Source organism: Bradyrhizobium sp. BR14999 (assembly GCF_056106085.1).
On sequence record NZ_CM148536.1, the window covers coordinates 3362341 to 3384258 of the forward strand.

At 57.8% G+C, this 21918-nt stretch carries 17 protein-coding genes; 8 read left to right on the forward strand and 9 right to left on the reverse strand.

The window, feature by feature from the left end:
* Window positions 1-6: 6 nt before the first annotated feature.
* From ACR9YP_RS15505 to ACR9YP_RS15515, 3 genes are all read right to left on the reverse strand, one after another.
* Complete coding sequence (locus ACR9YP_RS15505) at window positions 7-450, reverse strand: CBS domain-containing protein (RefSeq protein WP_091878381.1); 444 nt, start codon at window positions 448-450, stop codon at window positions 7-9.
* Window positions 451-497: 47 nt separating this feature from the next.
* Window positions 498-1442, reverse strand: coding sequence for an alpha/beta hydrolase (locus ACR9YP_RS15510; protein WP_474220344.1), 945 nt, complete (start codon window positions 1440-1442; stop codon window positions 498-500).
* Window positions 1443-1623: 181 nt separating this feature from the next.
* Entirely contained in the window at window positions 1624-3144 is a 1521-nt protein-coding gene (locus ACR9YP_RS15515) for a S1C family serine protease (protein ID WP_176945275.1), read from the reverse strand.
* A 124-nt stretch (window positions 3145-3268) separates the two neighbouring features.
* On the opposite strand from ACR9YP_RS15515, the gene ACR9YP_RS15520 reads away from it, so the two are divergent.
* Window positions 3269-4606: an erythromycin esterase family protein gene (locus ACR9YP_RS15520; protein WP_474220345.1), complete on the forward strand. Its 1338-nt coding sequence runs from the start codon at window positions 3269-3271 to the stop codon at window positions 4604-4606.
* A gap of 348 nt (window positions 4607-4954) precedes the next feature.
* Window positions 4955-5125, forward strand: a complete 171-nt coding sequence (locus tag ACR9YP_RS15525; protein ID WP_164934580.1) for a hypothetical protein — start codon at window positions 4955-4957, stop codon at window positions 5123-5125.
* Window positions 5126-5756: 631 nt separating this feature from the next.
* Here ACR9YP_RS15525 and ACR9YP_RS15530 read toward each other — a convergent pair.
* Together ACR9YP_RS15530 and ACR9YP_RS15535 are read right to left on the reverse strand one after the other, a co-directional pair.
* Window positions 5757-5915, reverse strand: coding sequence for a hypothetical protein (locus tag ACR9YP_RS15530; protein ID WP_474220347.1), 159 nt, complete (start codon window positions 5913-5915; stop codon window positions 5757-5759).
* Between the two features lie 2506 nt (window positions 5916-8421).
* Complete coding sequence (locus tag ACR9YP_RS15535) at window positions 8422-8643, reverse strand: hypothetical protein (protein WP_370987610.1); 222 nt, start codon at window positions 8641-8643, stop codon at window positions 8422-8424.
* A gap of 708 nt (window positions 8644-9351) precedes the next feature.
* On the opposite strand from ACR9YP_RS15535, the gene ACR9YP_RS15540 reads away from it, so the two are divergent.
* From ACR9YP_RS15540 to ACR9YP_RS15550, 3 genes are all read left to right on the forward strand, one after another.
* Window positions 9352-9594: a hypothetical protein gene (locus ACR9YP_RS15540; RefSeq protein ID WP_091878366.1), complete on the forward strand. Its 243-nt coding sequence runs from the start codon at window positions 9352-9354 to the stop codon at window positions 9592-9594.
* Between the two features lie 203 nt (window positions 9595-9797).
* Entirely contained in the window at window positions 9798-10913 is a 1116-nt protein-coding gene (locus ACR9YP_RS15545) for a serine/threonine protein kinase (RefSeq protein ID WP_438106234.1), read from the forward strand.
* Window positions 10914-10950: 37 nt separating this feature from the next.
* A complete protein-coding gene (locus ACR9YP_RS15550) occupies window positions 10951-11979 on the forward strand; it encodes a nucleotidyltransferase family protein (RefSeq protein WP_438110622.1) in 1029 nt (342 codons plus the stop codon).
* A gap of 125 nt (window positions 11980-12104) precedes the next feature.
* On the opposite strand, the gene ACR9YP_RS15555 is transcribed toward ACR9YP_RS15550, so the two are convergent.
* On the reverse strand, window positions 12105-12494 hold the full coding sequence (locus tag ACR9YP_RS15555; protein WP_474220349.1) for an H-NS histone family protein: 390 nt from the start codon (window positions 12492-12494) through the stop codon (window positions 12105-12107).
* 733 nt (window positions 12495-13227) lie between these two features.
* Between ACR9YP_RS15555 and ACR9YP_RS15560 the strand changes: the two genes are divergently transcribed.
* Window positions 13228-13599 (forward strand): H-NS histone family protein, encoded by a 372-nt coding sequence (locus ACR9YP_RS15560; protein ID WP_438106238.1) that lies wholly within the window; start codon window positions 13228-13230, stop codon window positions 13597-13599.
* Window positions 13600-13675: 76 nt separating this feature from the next.
* Here ACR9YP_RS15560 and ACR9YP_RS15565 read toward each other — a convergent pair whose 3' ends face one another.
* From ACR9YP_RS15565 to ACR9YP_RS15575, 3 genes are all read right to left on the reverse strand, one after another.
* The gene (locus ACR9YP_RS15565) at window positions 13676-15142 is read right to left on the reverse strand and encodes an exopolysaccharide biosynthesis polyprenyl glycosylphosphotransferase (protein WP_474220351.1); all 1467 of its coding nucleotides are present in this window, start codon (window positions 15140-15142) and stop codon (window positions 13676-13678) included.
* Window positions 15143-15313: 171 nt separating this feature from the next.
* Complete coding sequence (locus tag ACR9YP_RS15570) at window positions 15314-17308, reverse strand: hypothetical protein (protein ID WP_474220352.1); 1995 nt, start codon at window positions 17306-17308, stop codon at window positions 15314-15316.
* 115 nt (window positions 17309-17423) lie between these two features.
* On the reverse strand, window positions 17424-19748 hold the full coding sequence (locus tag ACR9YP_RS15575) for an AAA family ATPase (protein ID WP_474220353.1): 2325 nt from the start codon (window positions 19746-19748) through the stop codon (window positions 17424-17426).
* Window positions 19749-20285: 537 nt separating this feature from the next.
* Here ACR9YP_RS15575 and rfbC point away from each other — a divergent pair.
* A complete protein-coding gene (rfbC, locus tag ACR9YP_RS15580) occupies window positions 20286-20843 on the forward strand; it encodes a dTDP-4-dehydrorhamnose 3,5-epimerase (RefSeq protein WP_438106245.1) in 558 nt (185 codons plus the stop codon).
* Between the two features lie 14 nt (window positions 20844-20857).
* Window positions 20858-21916: a dTDP-glucose 4,6-dehydratase gene (rfbB, locus tag ACR9YP_RS15585; protein WP_438106247.1), complete on the forward strand. Its 1059-nt coding sequence runs from the start codon at window positions 20858-20860 to the stop codon at window positions 21914-21916.
* Window positions 21917-21918 lie beyond the last annotated feature (2 nt).

Genomic DNA, 21918 nt, shown 5'->3' on the forward strand with positions numbered 1-21918 from the left:
GCTTTGCTAGTTGCTGTGCATCTGGCGACGTTCCTGGTCGGTCGCCTCCGAGATACCTTGCAGAGCATCCCGTGCGGCGCCAACTTCGCAGCGGCCGAGATCGGCAAGTGCGACCACTCCGACCAGCCGCTTGTCGCGATTGAGGACAGGAAGCCGCCTCACCTGGTGCTTTGCCATGATTTGCGCGGCAGCTTGGGCGTCATCATCTTCGAAGCAGTAGCTGATTCCCTCCGACATCACCTCGCGCACTGCGATGTTCCCGGGCGCACGATCGGTTGCGACGCCGCGCATGACGATGTCACGGTCCGTCACCATCCCGATCAGGCGATCATGCTCGCCGACCGGCAATGAACCAATGTTGTCGGCGCGCATCCGGCGTGCGATGTCTCGAACCGTCATGTTGGGATCTGCGATTGCTACGTTTCGCTGCATGATCTGCTGGACTTGCATGGGCGTTCTCCTGAACAAGGGATTGCCGTCTTCTGCCCAACGACAGGTCAAGGCAAAGGTTTCTGCCGTTCCGGTAGACCGATCCGCGAAAACTCCGCATCGGCGTGGGTGTTTCCGCTCAGGTTCCGGCCCAGAAGGTGGCGTTGAAGAAATTCGACCTCGTCAGCGACCACCGCCTCGTGAGGCGGCCCATCGTAAATATCGAAATGATCGATGCCCGGATAAATGCGGAGCTCACCTTTCGGGGCCCCGCGCGCCGCCTCGATTGCAGGCCCCGGCTTGGCAACCTGATCGTCTGCGGCGACGCAAACCAGCCAGGGGCAATGAAGCGAGGCGCTGTGTTGGATCGGCCTATATGGTGGACCCAGCAGCCACGCCGCCGAGACGCGGTTCCGCCATCGGGATTCGTCGCCGATTGCAACGACACGACGCCAGCCGACCTCGGCTCCCGGCGCGTAAATCAGTGCCGCCTCATTGGGCTGACCAACGGCAGGCAAATAGCGCCCTTCGGCCGCCGCTGCCTTTATCGCCTCAAGGACGTGCTGAGGTCTGATGTAGGATTGGGTTTCTCTGTCGAGCATCGGGACCTGACTGATGGCCGCGGCTATCTTGCGATCCGCCGCTGCCGCGGCAAGCGCGTGACCCCCGCCGGACGAGGAGCCGAGCGTCGCCACGCGTTCGGCATCGACACCGGGCAGAGAACGGGCAAATGCGATGGCAGCGCGCCAGTCGTCCAATTGACGAGAAGGTTCGTATAGGTCCGGCTCACCCGTGCTGTCGCCAAAGCCGCGGTAGTCAAAGACGAGCGCCGCAATACCTGCGGCCGCGAACCGGTCCGCGAACGCGCCGAGACGGTCTCGGCGTGTACCGGTCAGTCCGTGAGCCATCACGATGATTGGCCTTGCACCCTCGTCAACGGCGGCCGGGTATAGCCAGGCTGCGCATGTATCGCTGCTGGAGGAAAACGTTAGTTCTTTGCGCCTCATGCTCATTAGGTATATCCCTCGGATGGGCCGCCGATTTCATGCGCGCAAGCTCGTTCCGTTTGGAATACCTGAGTGGCTATGATGCTCGACGCGGCATTCGTTGTGAACCTCGACTGCCGCAGCCGGTTCCTCGTCACATGATCTGCCAACGAGGTGAGTCTTTCGCCTCCGAAGACACGATGTTGGACTACTTCGCCTTGCCTGACTGGGACTGCTGAGGCTCATGCGGGAGCTGACCCAGCGTCACGTTCAATGAGCTTTGGTTCCCGGCGCGAACCATCGCGAGCTGAATTGTAGAGCCGGGCGCCATCGCGTGAACTTTCTTCGTCAATTCAGTGGCGCTCTTGATCGACTCTCCGTCCACGGACGTAACTACGTCGCCGCTTCGCAAACCGGCCTTCGCCGCGGGACCATTCTGTTGAACGTTGGCGATGATCGCACCATGAAGGTTGTCGGCACCGAGACTATCGGCAATCTCGGGAGTCACTGATTGGACTTCGGCACCCATCGACCCCCGCGTTACGGTGCCTTTTTCCCTCAATTGGGGGATCACTGATCGGACGGTGTCGGCAGGGATCGCGAAGGCAACCCCGGACCATCCACCGGACAGCGAAAAGATCATGCTGTTCACACCGATGACATCGCCGTTGGTGTTAAGGCTTGGTCCGCCGGAATCTCCGCTGTTGATCGGTGCATCGATCTGAATGAAACCCTCGCTCGGACCATTTTCGATTTCGCGGTCGCGAGCCGAGACAATCCCCGCCGTGACCGTACCTCCAAGCCCGAATGGATTGCCAACGGTGAGTACCCAGTCGCCGACGCGTGGCGATTGTTCCGCCATTTTCACGTAGCCAAAGTCCGTTCGTCCGTCGACCTTGATCAAGGCAAGGTCGCTGAGTGAATCCCGTCCTACCACCTTTGCTGGGTAGGTCTTCTTGTCGCTCGTGAGGATCGCAGCCGTGTCGTTGTCCCCCACGACGTGGCTGTTGGTCACGGCGTAACCGTCCGGAGAGATGAAAAATCCTGATCCCATCGCGATCGATTGGCGCGCATTCGAGCCATTTCTCGGGTCCAGGCCATTCGGTCCAGGAGATCCCTTGCCGGGATGGTCTTCGGGAGCGTCCTCGTCGGGTACATCGTCGAACGGTGGGCCTGGCATCAGTTGCTTGGATCCGGCAGATCGAGAGATGACGCCGATAACAGCGGGTTGAACTCTCTCAGCGACGTCGGCAAGGCTATTTGGCCCATTGGGCGTTGCGGCATCTCGAATTAAGTGAAGCGCGCCCTCGGGGCTGACTGCGGGATTGGAGCCTTGGTGCGTGGAGATCGGCTGGGCAACGGCCGCGCTGATTGTCGCTAGTGCCGCCACGGCTGCGCCGCAATTGGCCGATGCTCGATGGTAACGCAAGGTCAGTGCTCGAAACGCTATTTCGATTTTCATTCGTGTTCCCATTGTGTGTTGCACCTGTCTCGCCGGCCGCGCTTCGAACCTTGCCACTAGGATGCTGGCGCGGGCGAACGTCCAAATGTCGAGGGGCCACAGCCCGGCCAGCGGCTTGTCGCGATCGAGGACGGCAGAACGTCGCAAGAGGTGCTTGGTCATGATCTGCGCTGCAGCTTGAGCGTCTTCAAGCAAAAGCCAGCCCCTTCCGACATGACCACGCGAACCGTCGTATCCCCAACAAAAGGTCGGCGCAAAGGTTTCCATGGACCGTTGGGAACAGTCCATCGCGGCCCGAGTTTCCGCTGGACCGAGCGGCTCGCCGTCGTCTTTGCCTGCGGTATGCGATCCACATCGACGATGTGGCCAGCCACCCAATGGAGGGATTCCCATGGCCCTCTCGCGCGAAGCCGAGCGCGTTCACCATGAGTTCAATCGCGAACTCATCTCCCGGTTGCGCGATGCCGGCGAGCACTTGCCCCCGCCGGAGCGCGATGAATTCGGCGCCTTCTTTGCGCGCTTCGCCGACTCCAAGATCGTGTTGCTAGGCGAATCCACCCACGGGACGTCGGAATTTTATCAGGCGCGCGCGACCATCACGCGGCACTTGATCGAGCGGCACGGTTTCAACATCGTGGCGGTCGAGGCCGACTGGCCCGACGCAGCCGCGATCGACCGTCACGTCCGTCAGTTACCCGCCGCGCCCGATGCCGAGCTCCCATTCCAGCGCTTTCCGACCTGGATGTGGCGCAACGTCGAGGTGCGCGAATTCGCCAATTATCTGCATGTGCATAATCAAGCGAGTGCACCGGACAAGCGGGTCGAGTTCCGCGGGCTCGACGTCTACAGTCTCGGTCGGTCCATCTCCGCCGTGATCGATTATCTTGAGAAGGTCGATCCTGAACGCGCCCGCGCGGCGCGGCAACGCTACGGCTGTTTGACTCCCTGGCAGTCCGACCCGGCCGCCTACGGGGCCGCCGTTCTCGCCGGTCGCGACGATTGCGAGAATGCCGTTGCCGAGCAGTTGCGCGAGCTCCTGGAGAAGCGGCTTGCCCATGGTGCAGGGGAAGGGGAGGCATTCTTCAATGCGACGCAGAATGCACGCATCGTACGCGCGGCGGAGCGTTACTATCGCATCATGTACCGTGGCTCGACGGAGTCGTGGAATTTGCGTGATCGGCACATGTTCGACACGCTGCAATATGTGATGCAGCGGCGTGGGTGCGGCGCCAAGGCGGTGGTGTGGGCGCACAACTCCCATGTCGGTAATGCGTCGGCCACCGCGATGGGCTGGGCGGGCGAGTTCAACATTGGAGAGCTCGTGCGCAACGCCCATGGCGAAGACGCGGCCCTGATCGGTTTCGGAACCGATCGCGGGACCGTTGCCGCTGCCAGCGACTGGGGCGGGGCGATGGAGATCAAATCAGTGCGGCCGGCGCGTGAGGATTCCTACGAGTATCTGTTTCGGCACACCGGCGTTGCGCGCTCCCTGACTGACCTCCGACCGGGCACCCGACGCGGCCTGCGGGAAGCACTGACCGGACCGCGCCTAGAACGAGCCATCGGCGTGGTCTACCGGCCGGAGACCGAGCTGTTCAGTCACTATTTTGAGGCGGCACTGCCGGACCAGTTCGATGCCATGGTCTGGTTCGAAGAGACGCACGCTGTGACGCCGCTAGAAGCCCCAGTATCGGGAGCCGCCGCGGATACTTATCCCTTCGGTCTGTGAGCGGGATCTCCATCGCGTCAATTGGGCGAAGCTGCCGGACGGCCGGCAGCTTACCGACGTCGCCTCCGTCGCGGCCGATAGCAAGGACCAGATCTACGCCTTCAATCGCGGCGCCCATCCGATGGTGGTGGTGGTCCAGCGTGAACAACTCCGACTCGGCGTCGACTTTCTGGCGCATCTGCCGCGCGACTTTTCCATGTCAGCCGTCGTCATTCCCCTCCCAGCAGCGAAAGCCTGAGTTGGCACCGTAAGAGGCGGAATTCACAGATATCCACTCCGCGCCAACTCGCGGTTAGTTGCCACCTCGCACGGAGTAGGCCCAGCTTATATGGAACGTGATTCGGGAACATGATGAATCTGGAGCAGTTCAAGGACATGTCCATTGATGAACTGTGGGACCTCCACAGCGTCGTCGAAGCCATTCTTGCGGCGAGGCTCATTGCCAAGAAGGACGAACTTGAAAAGCGTTTGGGACTGCTCCACACGAAATCCCCGATCGGCCGTCAGTCAGAGCATTGATCTGCCGAAGGCTGCAAGATCGGTTTAGATCGGCGCCTCGACAACGGCGCCGCGCTCGTCGGAAGTTTCGCACCGTAGCATGGTCGACATGAAAATCGCCGAATCCGAACGGAGGCGGCGAAAATTAAACAATTAAATGCTCAATAAAACTAAAATTAATATAGAATAAACATTTAATTTGGGTTACGATAAGCCAATTGTGCCGGACGGACGCACAAGGACCTCGGAAGAGACGACTCCAGCATCCCGCTTAAGCCCCAGGATGCAGGAGCCGTTTCTCCGAGTACTCGCCTGAGGAGTATTGGATTGAGCGTGCCTCAGGCGCTGGACAAGTTGCGAAGACAAGATTCTTTGGAAGCTGGTGAACACTGAGCGTCACCGGGCTTTATCGCCCAGACTTTGAACCTAACTGGAAAAGAGGCGAGGCTATCTCCTCGATTGCCGCTGGCCATGCAGAAGCAGATCGCAATTGCCCTTTGGTCGTTGGCCGCCGCATGCGTGCTGGCTTTCATATTTGCGGCGATCGTCTCAGGCCGCGAATTCCGTAGCGCCCATAGACGTGCGAGCACGGAAACAATCCAAGTTTCAAGTTCGCTCAGCGGTGGCCTACTGAGGGCAAACGCAACGACCTTCAGTTGTTGGGCTTAGTTCTCCAGCCGTATTCCTGATGCTGGATCGTTGTGGCGATATCGACATCTTTGCCGGCCGACAGGCGCCAGGCTGCCACCCCGAAGCACAAGGTCAGGGTCAGGGCGAGGGCGAGCAGAAGCATGGAGAGGAAATGGCTCACGCGCGTGTACCCGCAAGGTCTGAAACTAACAGCAAGAACGAGCACAGAGGCGCGATTCGGAAAATGCAGGCGATCTGACCCATCGGCCGTTTTCCCCCATCCCGACACCAGCTAAGAGCGCTCACGATCGCGATCGTGATTGGGGCGTGCGCAATGACTGTCCGCCAAGCGGGTAAGTTGGGACGATAGAACTAGTATGAAGATACCCCATGCCCCGAGCGCCCCCTGAGATAGCCTAGGAGCTGCTTTTTGGATCTGACCCACAAAAACAACGAAAGATCGATTGCACAGAACAACTGTTGGCGGCACATGCCGCCCGCCGACGAGGCAGAAACCAGAGGCCCGCGGCTTCACGTTGGAGAGCATCGCTTTATGGAAGACAGGCGACGATCGCGAGAACTACATCGGCGGCGAGGTCACCCGAATACATCGACAAGAGCAACTCGGCGCCAAGCACAACTGCAATTGCTTTGAGCGTGATCATTTTGAAACTCCCTCGCCAACAGAGAGGGAGCTAGACCCGCACGGTTTCCGGACTGCTTCGGGGGAGGCGGTAAATGATTTCGTTCACCAATCCGTTATCTGCGAAGGTATCGGGAGGTTGGCGATGGGAGCACCAGCGAGCCTTCAATCCAAAACACCGGGCGTTGTCTGTCCCACGGCCGTCCCAGAGGGACGTTCGGGGACATTTTTTGATAAGGATCTGCTGATCGCGCAGTGTGAAATAGGTTATTTCCACAACCACAAAATGAGGCTAATGTGGCGGCATTAATTGGTAAAGTCATGTTGTTATTGTATATTATGAGGGGCCAATGGATGCTTATAGTGCGCGTCTCCAGCGTGTTTCTTCGGAAGGCCAAAAGCTGAAAGATATAATGCTGGAGATCCAGCGGCTACGCAGGCTTGTCAGCCTGGCAGAGGCCGAAGTGAGAAGCAGACAGCAGAACGGCCGGCCCACAAAAAGGAACAACCTCAGGCTCGTCATGGATACGAGCGTCGCAACGAGCGTCAATTCTCACTGACCTCTTTTCGAGGGGGATTCCGATGAGGCTAGCTCTGCCTTATACCGGCCTTGCAGTTTGTCTCGCAGTCGCGGCCTGGCTCACCTTCGTTCACATTTTATAGGACGATCAAAGCCAGGTGCTCAGTCGATGAGGGCCGATCGCAGATTCACCTTGCGGCTTTCATCGGTGTAGCCCTGACAGGAGGCGAGCAGGTCACGCACGCCGGTTCGCGCATCTCACCCAACCTTATCTTCACGGGGCGGCCGCGAGGACGCAACGGAAGGTCGGGCTCTCTCATGCTCGAGCGACTCTTGGAGTATTTGCAGCGCTCAAGAACGGGCGCAGCCGAGTTCGAAGGCAGCAAAGCGGGAAGATGCCGGCAACGTAGAGATCAGCGGAGCACTACGCAGTGATGGGCGCGCTCGATCCTGCGGTATTCGGATTATCTCCGATTGGCGGGAGCGAGGAGCCGGCCGTGCATTGTTCGACATGCTGGCGAAGGGTGTCATTAGCCAAGTGCTCCCAGAACTCAGCCTCGGCGAGAAGCTTCCAGCTTCGGTCAGGATAATGTGCAGAAGTCTGTCGGCACAGCAACGCCATCGCGCGCAAGCGGCGTACGGTCTCCATCCACTCCTCCCATTAGTTTTCCCCACCTTATTTTCCGTTTTGCTTAGGAGCAATTATTATTATGCCGAATAATCAATTTTAACTTTCAAGGCGGTGCGATTCGGAGGCAAGCAACTTACGCTTTGCTTTCGAATTGCCTCTCGAGCGTGCAACGGCCGGACTCAGTTGAATCGACGCCGCAATAAAAACGAGATAGGCAGATATCAGAAGGGATAAGTGCAGGTGGAGCACATGATCGGCGGCGGTGCGTCGCCGGCGGTCGTGGTGGCTCGGTCGAGCAAAGCCACTTGGAAGCTCTCGCTAGGATTGGAGCCGCATGCGGTAACTCGTCCCAGACCGGGGCCGTCGCATCCGCGACGCCGAGCCCGATCTCCGTCTTTCTCCGGAGCTTCGCGCTTCCGCCCTTCGTACTTTCTCTCGAAGCCTCTCCAATTGAGCAAGCATGCTAGCGAGTGCGATGGCCGTATGTCGCAGAACGGCCAAGCGGCTGCAAACCCCACTACTCACTACAGTACCCCCAAACACGTCTTTGCTGGATCAGCGACGGGACCTTTTGATGACGTGCCAGCGTGACGTCTAGCCGAGGGATCGTCAGATCATCAGTTCGCTTTATGACAATGCGTCGAAATATTTCGAACGTCTCTTCAAAAACGTTCTTCAATATAAGAACTTGATGAATGCATGCGACATGACGCGGGTGAAGATTGAGCGCTCGATGGTCAAGAATCTCCTGAAGCCCGGCTCCCAGTTGAGCCGGTGCATGCCGGCGGCAACGCCGCTCCAGCTGAATTCAGTAAGCGTGGTGCGAGATGAGACCGTCCGCCCGAATTGGCGGGATGCCACATAGTTCGGCTCTGCGTCCGAGTCGAAACACGCTACGCGTCGGCACAACGCGCGGCACCGAACATTTCCACGGGCCGGACGACCGGCTCCTCGACCCAGGCCTCGCGAGCGAACCAGTTGTGATTGGTACGACAGTCCGGGCAATGAGTATTGCCATAAAACACAACGCTCCGCAGGAAAGTCTCACGGTCGGACTTGATACCAGTTGGAATCACACGACCAGTTTGCGGGCATTTGACCATGACCATACCCATGTGAGCCTCCCTTGGAAATTTATTCGTTGTTGAAGCGAAGAGGACCGGCCGGATGGAGAGCGTCGTCATCAGTGCGGGTTACTTGGGGGGCATCGCGCACTGGGGGTCGTTTGTTCGAGCAAAGGGCGGCGTGCTCGTGACGGTGCTTCTCCAACCGGCCGGATCGCTGCTTGAGCGATTCCTTGGATGCTGCCGGAATCTGGCTCGGCAGCGCGTGAGTATCGATTATGCGGCCGCGCCCGAGAACTCCTTGGGCGCCATTGAAAACTGGCCTAGCTGAGCGGATGCGGAATTGTGTCTCGCGACGAAAAGGATCATGTCGCCCGTGATGGGCCAATCGGCTAACTCGATCACTGGCTTCGCTCCCACGCTCGTCTACCAGGCAAATATTTGTTGTCGGATTTTAATGTGCAAACTAAAAGTGGCGCTGTCGGTCTGGTTTGCGACTCTTGTTCAGATTTATTTTGTGCCGTTGTTCGTGCGGCGAGGAAGGCAACTGAAGTCGTCAGGCTCAACAGCGCCGGGCCCTTGATCGACGGCTTCCGTCCCCTCTATCGCTTCGATGCAATGTGCTTCTTTGTCTTTGAATGGTCGCGTCCGGTTCGAAGATGAAACAAATTTTTATTATATGGTAAAGATATAATTGCGTTGTTAATTGCCGCCAATGGCGTAAGCTGATTTCTTCAGATTTTTCGGTTGGAGGTGACGATGTGGGAATCAATTCATAAGCACGATTCCGCCTCGGCTGCGCAGCAATTGGCCCAAATGCGCGAGGAATTAGCGAGCATCGGCGAAAAGGAGCGCGTTCTAAGAGAGCGGAGTGCTGCTCGAGAAGTTTACCGGTATTTGCTGGAAGCTCACCGGTTGATCGCGCGGACGAGCTTTCTCGAAGAACAAGTGTTGAATATTCCTCCACCTGCGGCGGGCGAGGGCAGTCAGCTGGCGGCATGACTGGGGTCACATTGTCATTTTGAAACGAAGCGCAGCCGGGGACGGGCCCCGCGCCGGATGAGGACTTGTATCGCGTCGTGGTCTGGCTGAATTTTCTGGGCAACAGCAGTTCGTTTGATCGCGGTGAATAATGCATCTCAAGAAGTTGTCGCCGCCGCGTCGAGACCACGGCGAGACAGATATCGTTGATATTGGTTGGAGCCGTGCTGGAAAGATCATCGGTAGAGATGGCGTTGAGGCCGGCCGCGGGTGCAGTCTTCGCGCTGCTGGACGGTCGATCAGTGCTTTTCAGCGAGATAAGTCAAACGATCTATGAGCTGGACCAGGCGGGGGCATTCATTTGGTGCAAGTTGGCACAAGGCGCTTCTTTGGAAGACGTCCATCGGGAACTCGGCCAGCTGGGCATTGATGATCACGCCGCGCGCCAGTTCACGCGGCAGGCCATGAACATCTGGATCGATCGAGGGTTGCTCGACATCGACTGGCGAATGCCCGCCAATTGTGCCTTCTCAGCGGATCTGGGGCGGCGCAGGATCAGTTTCCGGGCCGCAAATTGGGACCTCTTGCAAAGGTTGATTCCGCTATTTTGCGCTCTGGACGACGGCGGCGGCGAAGATGATATCGTGATCGAGGCAATGGCGCTCGACGATCAGGTATTCTTCCGTGGGAATGAGGCCAGGGTCCACAGGTGTGAAGCCGGTGCCCTGGCACCTACAATCAAGGCTCACATCACCGAGCGACTGATCCGAAGCGATCGTTGGGTTTTCGCGCTCCATGCCGCTTCTCTTGCGAAGGGCGGTGCGGGGTTGCTGCTGTGCGGCCAACCGGGAGCCGGAAAATCAACTCTTACACTGCGGCTGGCGAACGCTGGATTTCAGTATGCCGGTGATGATGTTGCGCTGATCGGGACTGACGGAACGATCTGCGGAATCCCATTTGCCCTCACCCTCAAGGAGGGGTCGTGGGAGGTGCTGTCGCGACTATATGGCGATTGGAACGACGTGACGCATTGCCGGCCCGATGGCGCTCAGGTGCGGTATTTGCCAATTCCGGATGCGCACAAGGGATGCCTTTCCGCCAGCTGGATCGTCTTTCTGAACCGGATTGCAAGCGGCCCCGTCGAGCTGACCCCGCTGGATCAGCTCGGTTCGATGAAGCGGCTCATTGAGGGTGCATTTGCCGCGGACGGGAGACTGTCGCAGGCCGGCTTTTTCGCTTTGAAGCGTATTGTTGCGGGCGCGCGATCGTTCCAACTTACCTATTCCGAGTCCGCGGAGGCTCGGGGGCTGCTGATGGACTTGTGCAATGGCACGGCATAGTGCGGCGCTGACGACCCTTTGCAATTGCTTACGGGGCATGCCTCCCGTTGATGTGGAGTGGACGTCCGTAATCGGGCTCGCAAATCAGACGTTGACGACGCCGGCGCTTATCGACTTCGTCGACCAATTTGCATCGGAGTTGCCGGAAGACGTCTGCACCTATATCCGCCAGATCCATCGTCGAAACTCGCTTCGCAACGATCGGTTGGCCGGTCAATTGGAAGAGGCCATCATTGCGATGAACGGCCAGGGAGTTACGCCGGTATTGCTCAAGGGGGCAGCAACGCTAGCCACCGCGCCTGATGAGCGGCGAGGAGTTCGGCTGATGTCTGATCTGGACATTATGGTTATGCCGGGCGAGGCTGAAAGGGCGATCGCTGCTCTGGGCGCAATTGGTTATGAAATTTATGAGCAGGCGTCCCCCGAAAGCTCAAGATGGTATGTCGAGCTAAATCGGCCGCAGGACGTCGGAACCATCGATCTGCAGCAGGCCGCTCCAGGCCCTGCGTACCTCTACCCTGGCAACGGACATACTCTGAACCACTGCGCCCCCGTGCTGTTGGGGCGGGGAAGCGTGTACGTTCCGACGCCCACCTATCGAGCGCTCCAGTTGATCATGCATGATCAGTTTGAGGACTACGGTTATTGGCTTGGCGACCTCGATCTGCGGCATCTTGTTGAGTTGCGCGACCTGAACAATTCCGTCGAGGGCCTGGACTGGAAGGAGCTTGCTTCTCATGTCTCAAGCGAATTGATGAAGAACGCAGTCGAAACCCAGCTGCTCGCTCTCGCTGCGCTGCTCGGGGTCGAAGTTCCGCACTCGATGCGCTCCCGACTGATTCCTCGTCTGCAGTTCATGCGACAGTTGATGCAAGCACGCTTCCCGTCCACACGTGTGCCCTTCCTCGCAATGACGTTCCTGGACCTCAGAAATTACCGGAGGGAGGCGGTGACCCGCTATACGCAAACCAGCGTGCGCCGGCCTGGATTGTGGTCCATGCCAAGAGCGGACACCTTACAGTTTCTGCTGAGGGAGGCCATCGCAGTTCGTGTGGGAAAGGTCTAAACCAGCGACGGTCACACGAGCGCTTTCGAGGGATTGCGGTAGATTCCTGCTTCAAGGATCAGCTGCGGTCCGGAAACGCAGAGCCCAATACTTCAGGCAACCGATATCTCTGCAGCTCCATAGAGCTAGGAATGCCCTCGACCACCAGCATTCCGATCGGACAATTCGCCGTTCTCGCGAATCCTGAACTCTTCGAGCGTGTGCCCTGATTGGAGCGCCGCAACCAGCCAACGAGGCTGTTTACCGCGTCCCGACCAAGTCTCCGTCGGCTGGAGTGGATTGAAGTATTTAGGCACGACCTTCGGGTATTTGCGGCGCGGCGGCTGGCCCGTTCCCATCTCGGCGGCGCCGCTTTCAGCTGCGGCGAACTGCTCCGGCTGGTTGAGCTGTGCAAGGCGCTTTTCGAGTTCCCGCTTCTCGGCCGTGATCTTTTCGGCAAGTATCTTTGTTAGCTCCTCGTGGAGGAGCCAAAGTTCTTCAAAGTCCATGGCTTCGAGATCTTGCCGATGCAGCATTCTCGTCACCGTTTGCCTGACCCCTGGTCCATCATCCTCACCTTTCGAGTATCGTTGTCCGCGCGGCGAATGAAACGATGGACCAAAGTCAGCGCTTCAATTGACGCGACAATAAATAAATAGTATATTATTTAATAATTATTGCGAGGATTATTTTATTAAATTGGCTCGACAAGTGAGCAAAAAGTGACTGCAGGCACAAGGGCAAAATGGATATTGTCGATTACCCTCTCAGACGTCTCGAGAGTTCGATCAGCCGGTTTATCGTTCCCTCGGCTGCATTGACGGACGTCCAGGCTCTGAAAGAGCAAATTGAGCTTCGACGGCGTGCGCTCAGCGACATCGCGGCTATTCGCCTCCAGTTGCAACTAACGGAAGGGCGCATCACAAGAAGTTTCCCCAGAAGGGGGAGAGGCCGCCTCGCCCGCCGAGCACATTCGCTGAGAGTGCGGCGTGGCAGATTGGTCTTGCGGCCCGCCTAATTTATTCCTTCATTTTTAGAATCGTCGCTTTGCCTGCGGATGCGGCTACACGCACGGCTAGGCGATGTTCGCTTCCCCGCAATTAAATTCTGCGGATAGCTTATTTTTCTGCCTTGATTAGCGCCGATTACTTAGTTAAGTGGAACGCGAATTTCGGTTCGGTTCCATACATTTTTTGTTGGAAAGCTGACACTCGGACTTGATTAATCAACCGGGGCGGTATCAAATGGGCGCAACTACAGGATGCTCACATGACGACTAAGAAGCTTGAACTAGAAGCAATGTCCCTCGACGATCTTTGGTCGCTTCATGAGGAAATTAGCGGGATTTTATCAGCCCGGATTAAGGCTGAAAAGCAGGAACTAGAGAAGCGGCTGGCGGTGCTCGGGGGCGGTATGGGCACTTTTGCCAATCACTCGGCGGGACCCGAAATTTCACCTGCCGGAAAGCCCAGACGCAAATATCCCCGAGTGCTCCCGAAATACCGCAATCCTCAGACGTCCGAAACCTGGTCGGGTCGGGGAAAGCGGCCACGATGGCTGGTTGCAGCTATAAAGTCGGGCCGCAAAATTGAGGAGTTCAGGTTGGGCGAAACAAATTCGAGGGTCCGGCAGCGGGCGTGATTTGATCCGATCGCAGCATCCAGTTTCGCGCGGCTGAAAAGTGATTTGCCGGGTGGGCCGCCAAGAGCAATGCAACTCAACAAGCATTGCGACCCCGCAAAACCTCAAGAGGAGTCCGAAGCAGGATTTCGAGATCAAGCCGAAGACTCCAATTGTCGACGTACCAGAGATCGTACTCCACACGTCTCTCAACCATGGTCGCTGTAGGCGTTGGTCCACGGCAGCCATGGATTTGAGCCCACCCAGTCAATCCGGGTCTCACTCGGCGCCGCAAGGCGTACTTCCGGACGAGCTTATCGAACTGTCCGTCGTGGGCGACGGCATGGGGGCGTGGGCCTACCAATGACATGCTGCCGTCGAGGACATTCAACAACTGCGGCAGCTCGTCGAAGCTCGTTCGCCGCAGCCATCTGCCGACCCTGGTGATGCGAGGGTCAAGAGGCGTTGCCTGAACGACGACGGACCCATTCTCAAGCACATGCATCGTCCGAAACTTTCGGATGGAAAATATTCGGCCATTGAAGCCGCATCTTTGTTGCTTGAAGAGGATCGGACCGGGAGAATCTAGTCTGATCGCGACCGCAGCTATCGCGAGCAATGGTGCAAAGACTGTCAAAGCAAGTCCCGCACCGATAATATCAACTATTCGCTTGCTGGCGCACTCGATTGCGGTGAGGGGGCCGGGCTGGATCTCTACGCAAGCGGCACTTCCCAAGCTCCTCGTCGGATGTCGAAGCAGTTCGGATGCAGCGCCAACCGGGACGAACACGATAGGGAAAGGTAGCACCCTCAGGTCGGAGATAAAGGCACGAAGATCGGCCCATCGTTCGGGATTGGCCTCCAGCACGATTTTATCGACTTCGGAATTGCGAATATGTTCGATCACGCGGGAGCTGAGCCGTTTTCTGGAATCAGGGTCCGAGCCCATCGTGGGCAAACCAAAGCGGCCCTTAACGCGATAGCCGAGGACCGCGAGAGTCTCCGACAGGCCAGCATGAGCCGAGGGCGGCTGATCGGTGATCAGGACGAGATTCGTCCGAGCGAACCGCCTGCCACTGAAGCATTTTATCAGCAGTATTCTGGCAACGCACCGTTGCGCAATCAAAGATGCCAGGCCGAGTGCCGCAAACAGGAGGCCGGCACCTCGAAAGAACTGTGGATTGTCATCGAGCATCTCCACAGCGGCGGCCAGGACATGCAACAAGATCCACGTGAGGCAAATGGCGCGAACTTGACTTCGGAGTACGAGGAGTTCGGTTGGCCGATACAGTCCCCTGCCGTTCAGAATGTAGACAAAAGAGACTGATGCTGCGGCCGCGTAGGCGCATGCCTGGGCGAGGCCGGCTGGTGCCGGGCTGCCGGGTGAAAGAAGCGCGGAAAGGAAGCCGGCGAATAGAATGGTCGCGATATCGGCGCAGATCGCTACAAATTCGACAGCGTCGTACCGGACGGGCCATTTGCCTTCATCAGCAATGGACGATTGTGAGCTGAGGAGAGTTAGATCGCTCTCATGATCGCCGATATGCCGGTTGATAAAATTCATGGCTAATCAACAAGGAACGCAGGCGGTTAATAATTAATATACTATAAATTTAAATAAATTAATCAACAGAATTCGTCGCGGGTGCGATAAATTTAATCTGAGCACGTTAAACGCGTCGCGATATCAATCAGGACCGATCTGGGTGCGATCGGGGCATACTGCTAAAAAAGGCTATGGGCCTCGCGAGCGCAACTTCTGAACGTAGCCTGGGTCGAGCTCCGAAATAGAGCTCTCGGCAAACGCCCTGCCGTCTGCTGATGCCGACTGGTATGCGGTGGCGATGGCTGGCCGGAGTGCGGTCCGGCCGGTCATGGCAACTTTAAGGTCGCGTCGGATAAGATCTCGAAGCTCAGGCTCCTTGATCGCAGCATCAGTACCGAGAGCGACGGAAAGCCGTAGTGGAATAAGATCCAGCGCGTTTGGTGCAGTATAGTAGGACATCTTAAGTAGGCTTGCCGTGTCATAAGTCGCCGCGTGCTGCTTTGAAAGCGCCGCAAGCATGAGCCAAACGTCGCCTCGAAGGGGTGAGTATTCCAGCACTGCGGAAAAGGAATTCAAGTCCGCGGACCGCCCGGTGTTCTGCGGGTCCGCAGCCTTGTCAGACCTAAGGCCCACAGTTGCAGAGAACCCTGAGATCGTCGCGGCATTCTCGCGCGTGGATTGGAGCGCTGACGCCCAGGCTTCGTTCGAACCGGCAACCGCTGAAACTGAGAGGCGATCACCAAAAGGCCAGATTTGCGAGACCATCCACGCTGCTTGCGCAGCTAACAGCAATCCGATCACTGTCAGAGCAACGCGTGTCAGAGGCCATGGGGAAGCCATGGCGGTTGTAGGAATTCGTCGCGCTGCCGTGGTTCGGTCGCCGGCTTCCTGCGTGAGCTGCCGCAACTCGATGGAATCCACGTCGCGGGCTGTACTGGACAGGCTTTGAGCAAAAGCTAGGCCGTAAACCGCCGCCACCAACAATGATGCCCATAAATCGAAAAGGCTATTTTCTGCAAATGCCAGTATTGTCAACGATACGGAAGCGCCTGCGCCGATCGCCGGGTATAGGTAAGCGTGATTGCGAGACAGGGCGCGCCCGAACAAGATGCAGGCGCTGATGAGGGCGACTATCAACAGGCCGCAGAGGAACGTACGTCCCATCTCGACCGCGACCGCGGCGGCAGCGGTCGGCCGTTCGCGCATTGCGACCACGCCAACGTCCCCATAAATCGGCAGAAGCGCAACAAACGTGCCTGCGCCGGTTCCGATCGGGTGAGTGTCCTGTAGCATCCGCTCGGTTGCGGCCCGAGTTTGTGTCGATAAGGAAATCGTCAGGTCGGCATTTCGATTGATCGGAATGAAAGTGAAGGCGGCGACGAACAACATGGCGGCGGTCGCGAGAACGCCAGCTCTGCCCCACATGCCAAAGAACAATTTGCGAATAGCGACCACCGTGAGGATGGTTGTCGCTCCGAGCAGAACGGCAATCAGCGCGGTCCAGCCGCTGCAAAGCGCGACTGCCGATAGGGAGACGATCAATGATAGAATTGCGCAGCTAAGCATGGCGAGCGGTCCTGTCGGCGCGCGAGGGGACCGTCTAGGCCGCCGCAGCTGGTCGACCGCGCGGATAGCCATTGCAGTGGAGAGAAGGACACCAAGTGCCGCCTCGGTCGAGCCCGTCCAGACTTGTTCGCCGGGCACGGAACCACTCGGGTTGCTTCTTCTCCATATCGAAAATATGCAGATGACAGCAGTGACCGATACAAGGACACTGAGGACCTGCGCCGCCCGCTGCTTGTCCAGGGTAACGACGGCGGTGACGAGGGCCACGGCGAGAACAAGGCTGTAATGTGATAGCGCCAGTATCGTCTCGCGTACATCAACTGAGAACCTGTCCGCGAGAGGTTGGTGTAGGGCTGCCGACGCCGTCGCCCAGATCTGATTTCCGAGGCCGCGGAACGGGATCGGAACAACTTGCAATGCGATCCAAAGCACGGGTGCGACAAGAGCCAGAATGAAGAGGGGCCGCAGAAGCTTCGCGAAGGAGGCGAGGGTTGACGACGTGGAGAAGAGGCCGACGCCCAGTATGGCGGCCGCAAGAAAGCCAGATAGCACCCCTGGACCCAGTAGGCTCTCGACCACAGTAAAAGCCGGCGCAATGGCCGCAGGCACAGCGAGCATTGTAGACTGGACAACCATTTTACACCATCTCTGACTCTGACCCGCTCACAGCGGAGAGCATGTTGCAGAAGGCGCTGACTCCATCGTTTGGTCCGACGCATCTCAGAGGGGCATCCTAAGAGTCCGACAAGCCATATCTGACGTAGTGGCTGTCATCGTAGTAATCACTCCGGTGAGCGTCGTACCGTGCCATTGCCCTTATATCGGTCTTGTTAAGGACGACGCCGATCAAGGAATCGGAGATGGTCGGCGCAGTATGCAGGGCATGCTGAACCACATCGATTTTCGTCCGTCCCCATTCGACGACGAGAACGTAGCAGTCGACCAACGGCGCAGTGACGCGCACATCTACCAGAGGCGAGAGTGGCGGGAAATCCACTATGACGTAGTCATAGGCCTGCCGCAAACGATCGAATAGTTTGCTTACGTTTTCGGCGGACAGGATCTCGCTCGTGTGAAGCAGGGGCCCGCGGCGGACGGCTGGCAAGAATGCGAGATTAGTTCGGGCATCGTGCCAGAGCGCTTCTTCGAGGGAACGCTTTCCGTTTGCCACCTCGAGCAATCCGAATTCAGCTTTCGGAGCCATAGCTGTGGAAAGTGAAGGGTTTCTAAGATCGCAATCGACGACAATAGCCCGCTTGCCGCTATGTGCGATGAGGTGAGCTAGAGAGGCTGCAATCGTCGTCTTGCCCTCATTTGGCAGTGCCGACGTGAGTCCTATCACCTGGTTGGAGGCCTTCACTGGGGTGTGGTCTATAGCAAGCTTGATCGAACGGATGGCTTCCGTGAAGCGGGAGAGCGGCATTCCGATGACGGCTCGGTGAAGCGTCGGCACGTTTGACATCGTGTGTGATCGCAGATCTTCATCCGATTGCTGAGATCGGACGGTCGACTTCTGCGCCTTCGGAGCCGACAGCAAAGGGACCAACGACAAGCACGGTAGCTCCAGTGCGGCCTCTATCTGTGACGACGTGCGAAAAACTCTGTCCATAACATCTCGCAGAAGAGCCAAGCCGATCCCGAGCGCCAGCCCGGCGGCTAGGCCTAAACCCAGCACAAAATTTGCCTTCGGCTTGCTCTTGCGCTCTGGCGGGGAGGCGGGAAAGATCACCCGTGTTTCCGAAATCGGAAATGTCTCCTGCTGAGTTGCCCCCATGGAGTGCTGCAGAAACGCCTCATGCATGGCGCGCAGACTTTTCGCTCGGCTCTCCAGCTCCCGTATGGTTAGTTCTGCGGAGTTCGTCAGGCGCGATTGCGAGACGGCTCGCGCAAGCTGCTTCTCGAGCTCCTGCTGCCGCTGCTGAGCAGCTTCCAATTCGTTCTTGCTGGTTTCGGCGAGCCTCTTAACTTCCTCAAGGATGGAAGTGCGAATGTCGCGTATCCGCGTCCGCAGGTTGACAACTGCCAAATGGTCGCGGCCGAATCGGGCTGACCAATCGGCTTCGCGACGCGACAACTCGAGATATTGCTGCCGAAGCGTATTGATAATCGCGCTCTGGAGGACATCTGCGCTCGCCGCGTCAGGAGCGCTGATCGTGGAGGAGCCAGCTGCATTGGCACGCAGGACCGCGTCGTACCGATTGAACTTGACCTGTGCATCGGAGGTCTGAGTTCGGGCGGCCACCAATCGCGCGTTAAGATCGTTGACGGGTTGTTCGTCAATCGGTTTCCCGCCGGTCGAGACGATGTTGTTCTGAGACTTATATGCGCTCACGGCGCGTTCGGCCGTCAGTGCTTGCTCATTGAGGTTTTGGAGACGTTCCTGCAACCAACTGGCTGCGGTTCGCGTGGCCTCGAATTTCGCATTCATCTGGTCGTTAATGTACGCGTTAGCTACGGCATTAGCGATCTCCGCCGCGCGCTCTGCGCTGCTCGAACTGTAGCTGACCTCGATGATTTTGCTATATCCGATCCTGTACGCGGAAAGCCTATCCAACAACGCGGCGATGGCGCCTTCCCTAGGCGTATCAGCCTTCGAATCGTGCTCCGGCTGCTGACCGCGGTTTCGAATACGCTGCAGTAACGAGCTGAAGGACCACCGTGAACCCGTAAAGTCTGGATCGTTGGCTAGATCCAGCTGCGTTATGACTGCCGCTGCAATTCCCCGCGACCTTATCATCTGCAGTTGCGTTTCGATTTGGGCCGCATCGACGACGGGCTCCGGAAGAAGTGACTGTTGCTGAACGAATTGAGCTCGAGGATTGGACAGCAGGATTTGTACTTGAGCTGTGTAGGTGGGGGGAGCAAACCGCAGGTAGAGCATCGCGGCTGCAAATACGAGAGCTGCGGTGACGATGATCATAAGATATCGACGTTTTAGAAAAACAACCGCGAACTTGACGAGATCGCCGATTCCCCCGCCGTCGATTTGGTTCGACTGGGCCTGCTCGCCCAGAGACACGCGCGTTCTGTCGGTCTGTAGAAGATTGCTCTGAAGCATGAGGTACCTGTCTGGGTCGGGAGCGCGTCGGTTCGGCCGCCCGCATGCGAGCGTCTGGTATGATTTATTAAATGAATATAACTCGGAAAAATATGATTGCCAAATTAAATATTATTCGGGTATTAATTGGACGACAGCCATGGGAAGCGGCCTCTTGGCCAAGTGCGGCGTCGCTCTTGCGCGCTCGACGATAATCGGCGGGCGGAATTAAATGAGATTTGAATTCTGGTGGTTAAAGGGTAGCCCGGCGGGACTGATCGTGAAGGTAAGAAGCGTGTCGGGCCTCCCCGATCATTCAACGACAGTTGAACGCCTTGAATGGTCCGCGTGTTTGCTGGCACGGCGAGGCGAAGCGAGCCGGCTCAAGGCCTCGAATTCCTCCCGCGCTGCAGACGCGTGGCATGTGCGAGCGCCCATCATGACGGCTCGAATGACAGCGGCGAGAGCGGTTTCGACGAGAGCAATTTCGATCGGTGCTTTGAAGACCTCGTTGCGCCTTCTGGCGGGACTGAGCACCACGTACCGGAGGACGTTTTCATGCTGGAAGTACGGTGTTTAGAGATCCCAGATATTAAGATCATTCAAACGGATCGAGTATCCGACGCGCGGGGGTATTTCTGTGAGACGTTTCAGCGATCGGCCTTCGCTGAGAAAGGGATTCATGTCGATTTCGTTCAGGACAATCAATCCAGCTCAGACAAGATTGGAACGGTCCGGGGCTTGCATTTCCAGCGACCGCCGTTCGCCCAGGCCAAGCTCATACGAGTGCTAAGCGGCGCTATTCTGGATGTCGTGGTCGATCTTCGGCGTTCATCGGCGACCTTCGGAAAGCATATAGCTGTCAAGCTGGATAGCAAAACGGGTGAGCAACTGCTTGTCCCGAAAGGCTTTGCGCACGGTTTCTGCACGCTGCAACCTGAGACCATCGTGTTCTACAAGGTCGACCAGGTCTACGCTCCAAGCCATGACGGAGGGCTCTATTGGGCCGATCCGGCACTGGCGATCGAGTGGCCGGTGACAACAGTCGAGGCCCAAGTGTCGCCAAAAGACAGGTCCCTGCCCAGGCTGGACCAGCTTACGGCCATTTTCGAGTGACGGAGAGCGGTCAGATGCGCGTTTTGGTGACCGGGGGAGCGGGATTTATCGGGTCTGCAGTGTGCCGTAGCTTGGTGCTGCAGAAGGACGCCGCAGTGATCAATGTCGATAAGCTGACCTATGCGGCCAACTCAGCCTCGTTGGCGCCTATCGAGGGGTTAAAGTCATACTTGTTCGAGCAGCAGGATATCTGCGACCGCGAGGCCATGGATTTCGTGTTTAGCAGCTACCAGCCTGACGCGATTGTTCACCTCGCAGCCGAGAGTCACGTCGACCGCTCGATCACAGGCTCGGCCGCTTTCATTGCCACGAATATCGTGGGCACGTACACGTTATTGGAAGCAGCCAGAAAATACTATGAGGGCCTCTCGGTGCCACGACGAAAGCGGTTTCGCTTCGTTCACGTCTCGACAGACGAGGTCTACGGCTCACTCGGACTTGCCGACTACTTCCGGGAGGAAACGCCTTACCGGCCGAGCTCGCCCTATTCGGCGAGCAAGGCGGCCTCGGATCATCTCGCGCTTGCGTGGTTCAAGACCTATGGCCTACCGGTCATTGTGTCGAATTGCTCGAACAACTACGGGCCGTTCCAATTTCCAGAAAAACTCATCCCTTTGACGATTCTCAATGCGATCGAGCGCAAGCCGCTGCCAGTGTATGGCGACGGCCGAAACGTACGCGACTGGCTGCATGTTGAGGATCATGCGGCAGGTTTGATCACGCTTCTGTCGGAAGGCAAGCCCGGCGAGAAGTACAATTTCGGCGGCGATAGCGAACGGTCCAACCTCGACGTGGTCACCCAGATCTGCGACGTCGTCGACGGACTGTATCCCGGTCCGGCAACGAGACGATCGATGATTACCTTTGTGCCGGATCGTCCGGGACACGATGTCCGCTACGCGATTGACGCATCGAAAGCTCGCCGTGAGCTCGGCTGGCGGCCCACAAGGACGTTCGAGCAGGGGCTGACCGAAACAGTCGCATGGTATCTCAAGAGCCGCGCATGGTGGGAGCGTGCCCGCAGCGGGGTTTATGACGGCTCGCGTCTAGGGCTCTTGGCTACACAACATTGAGG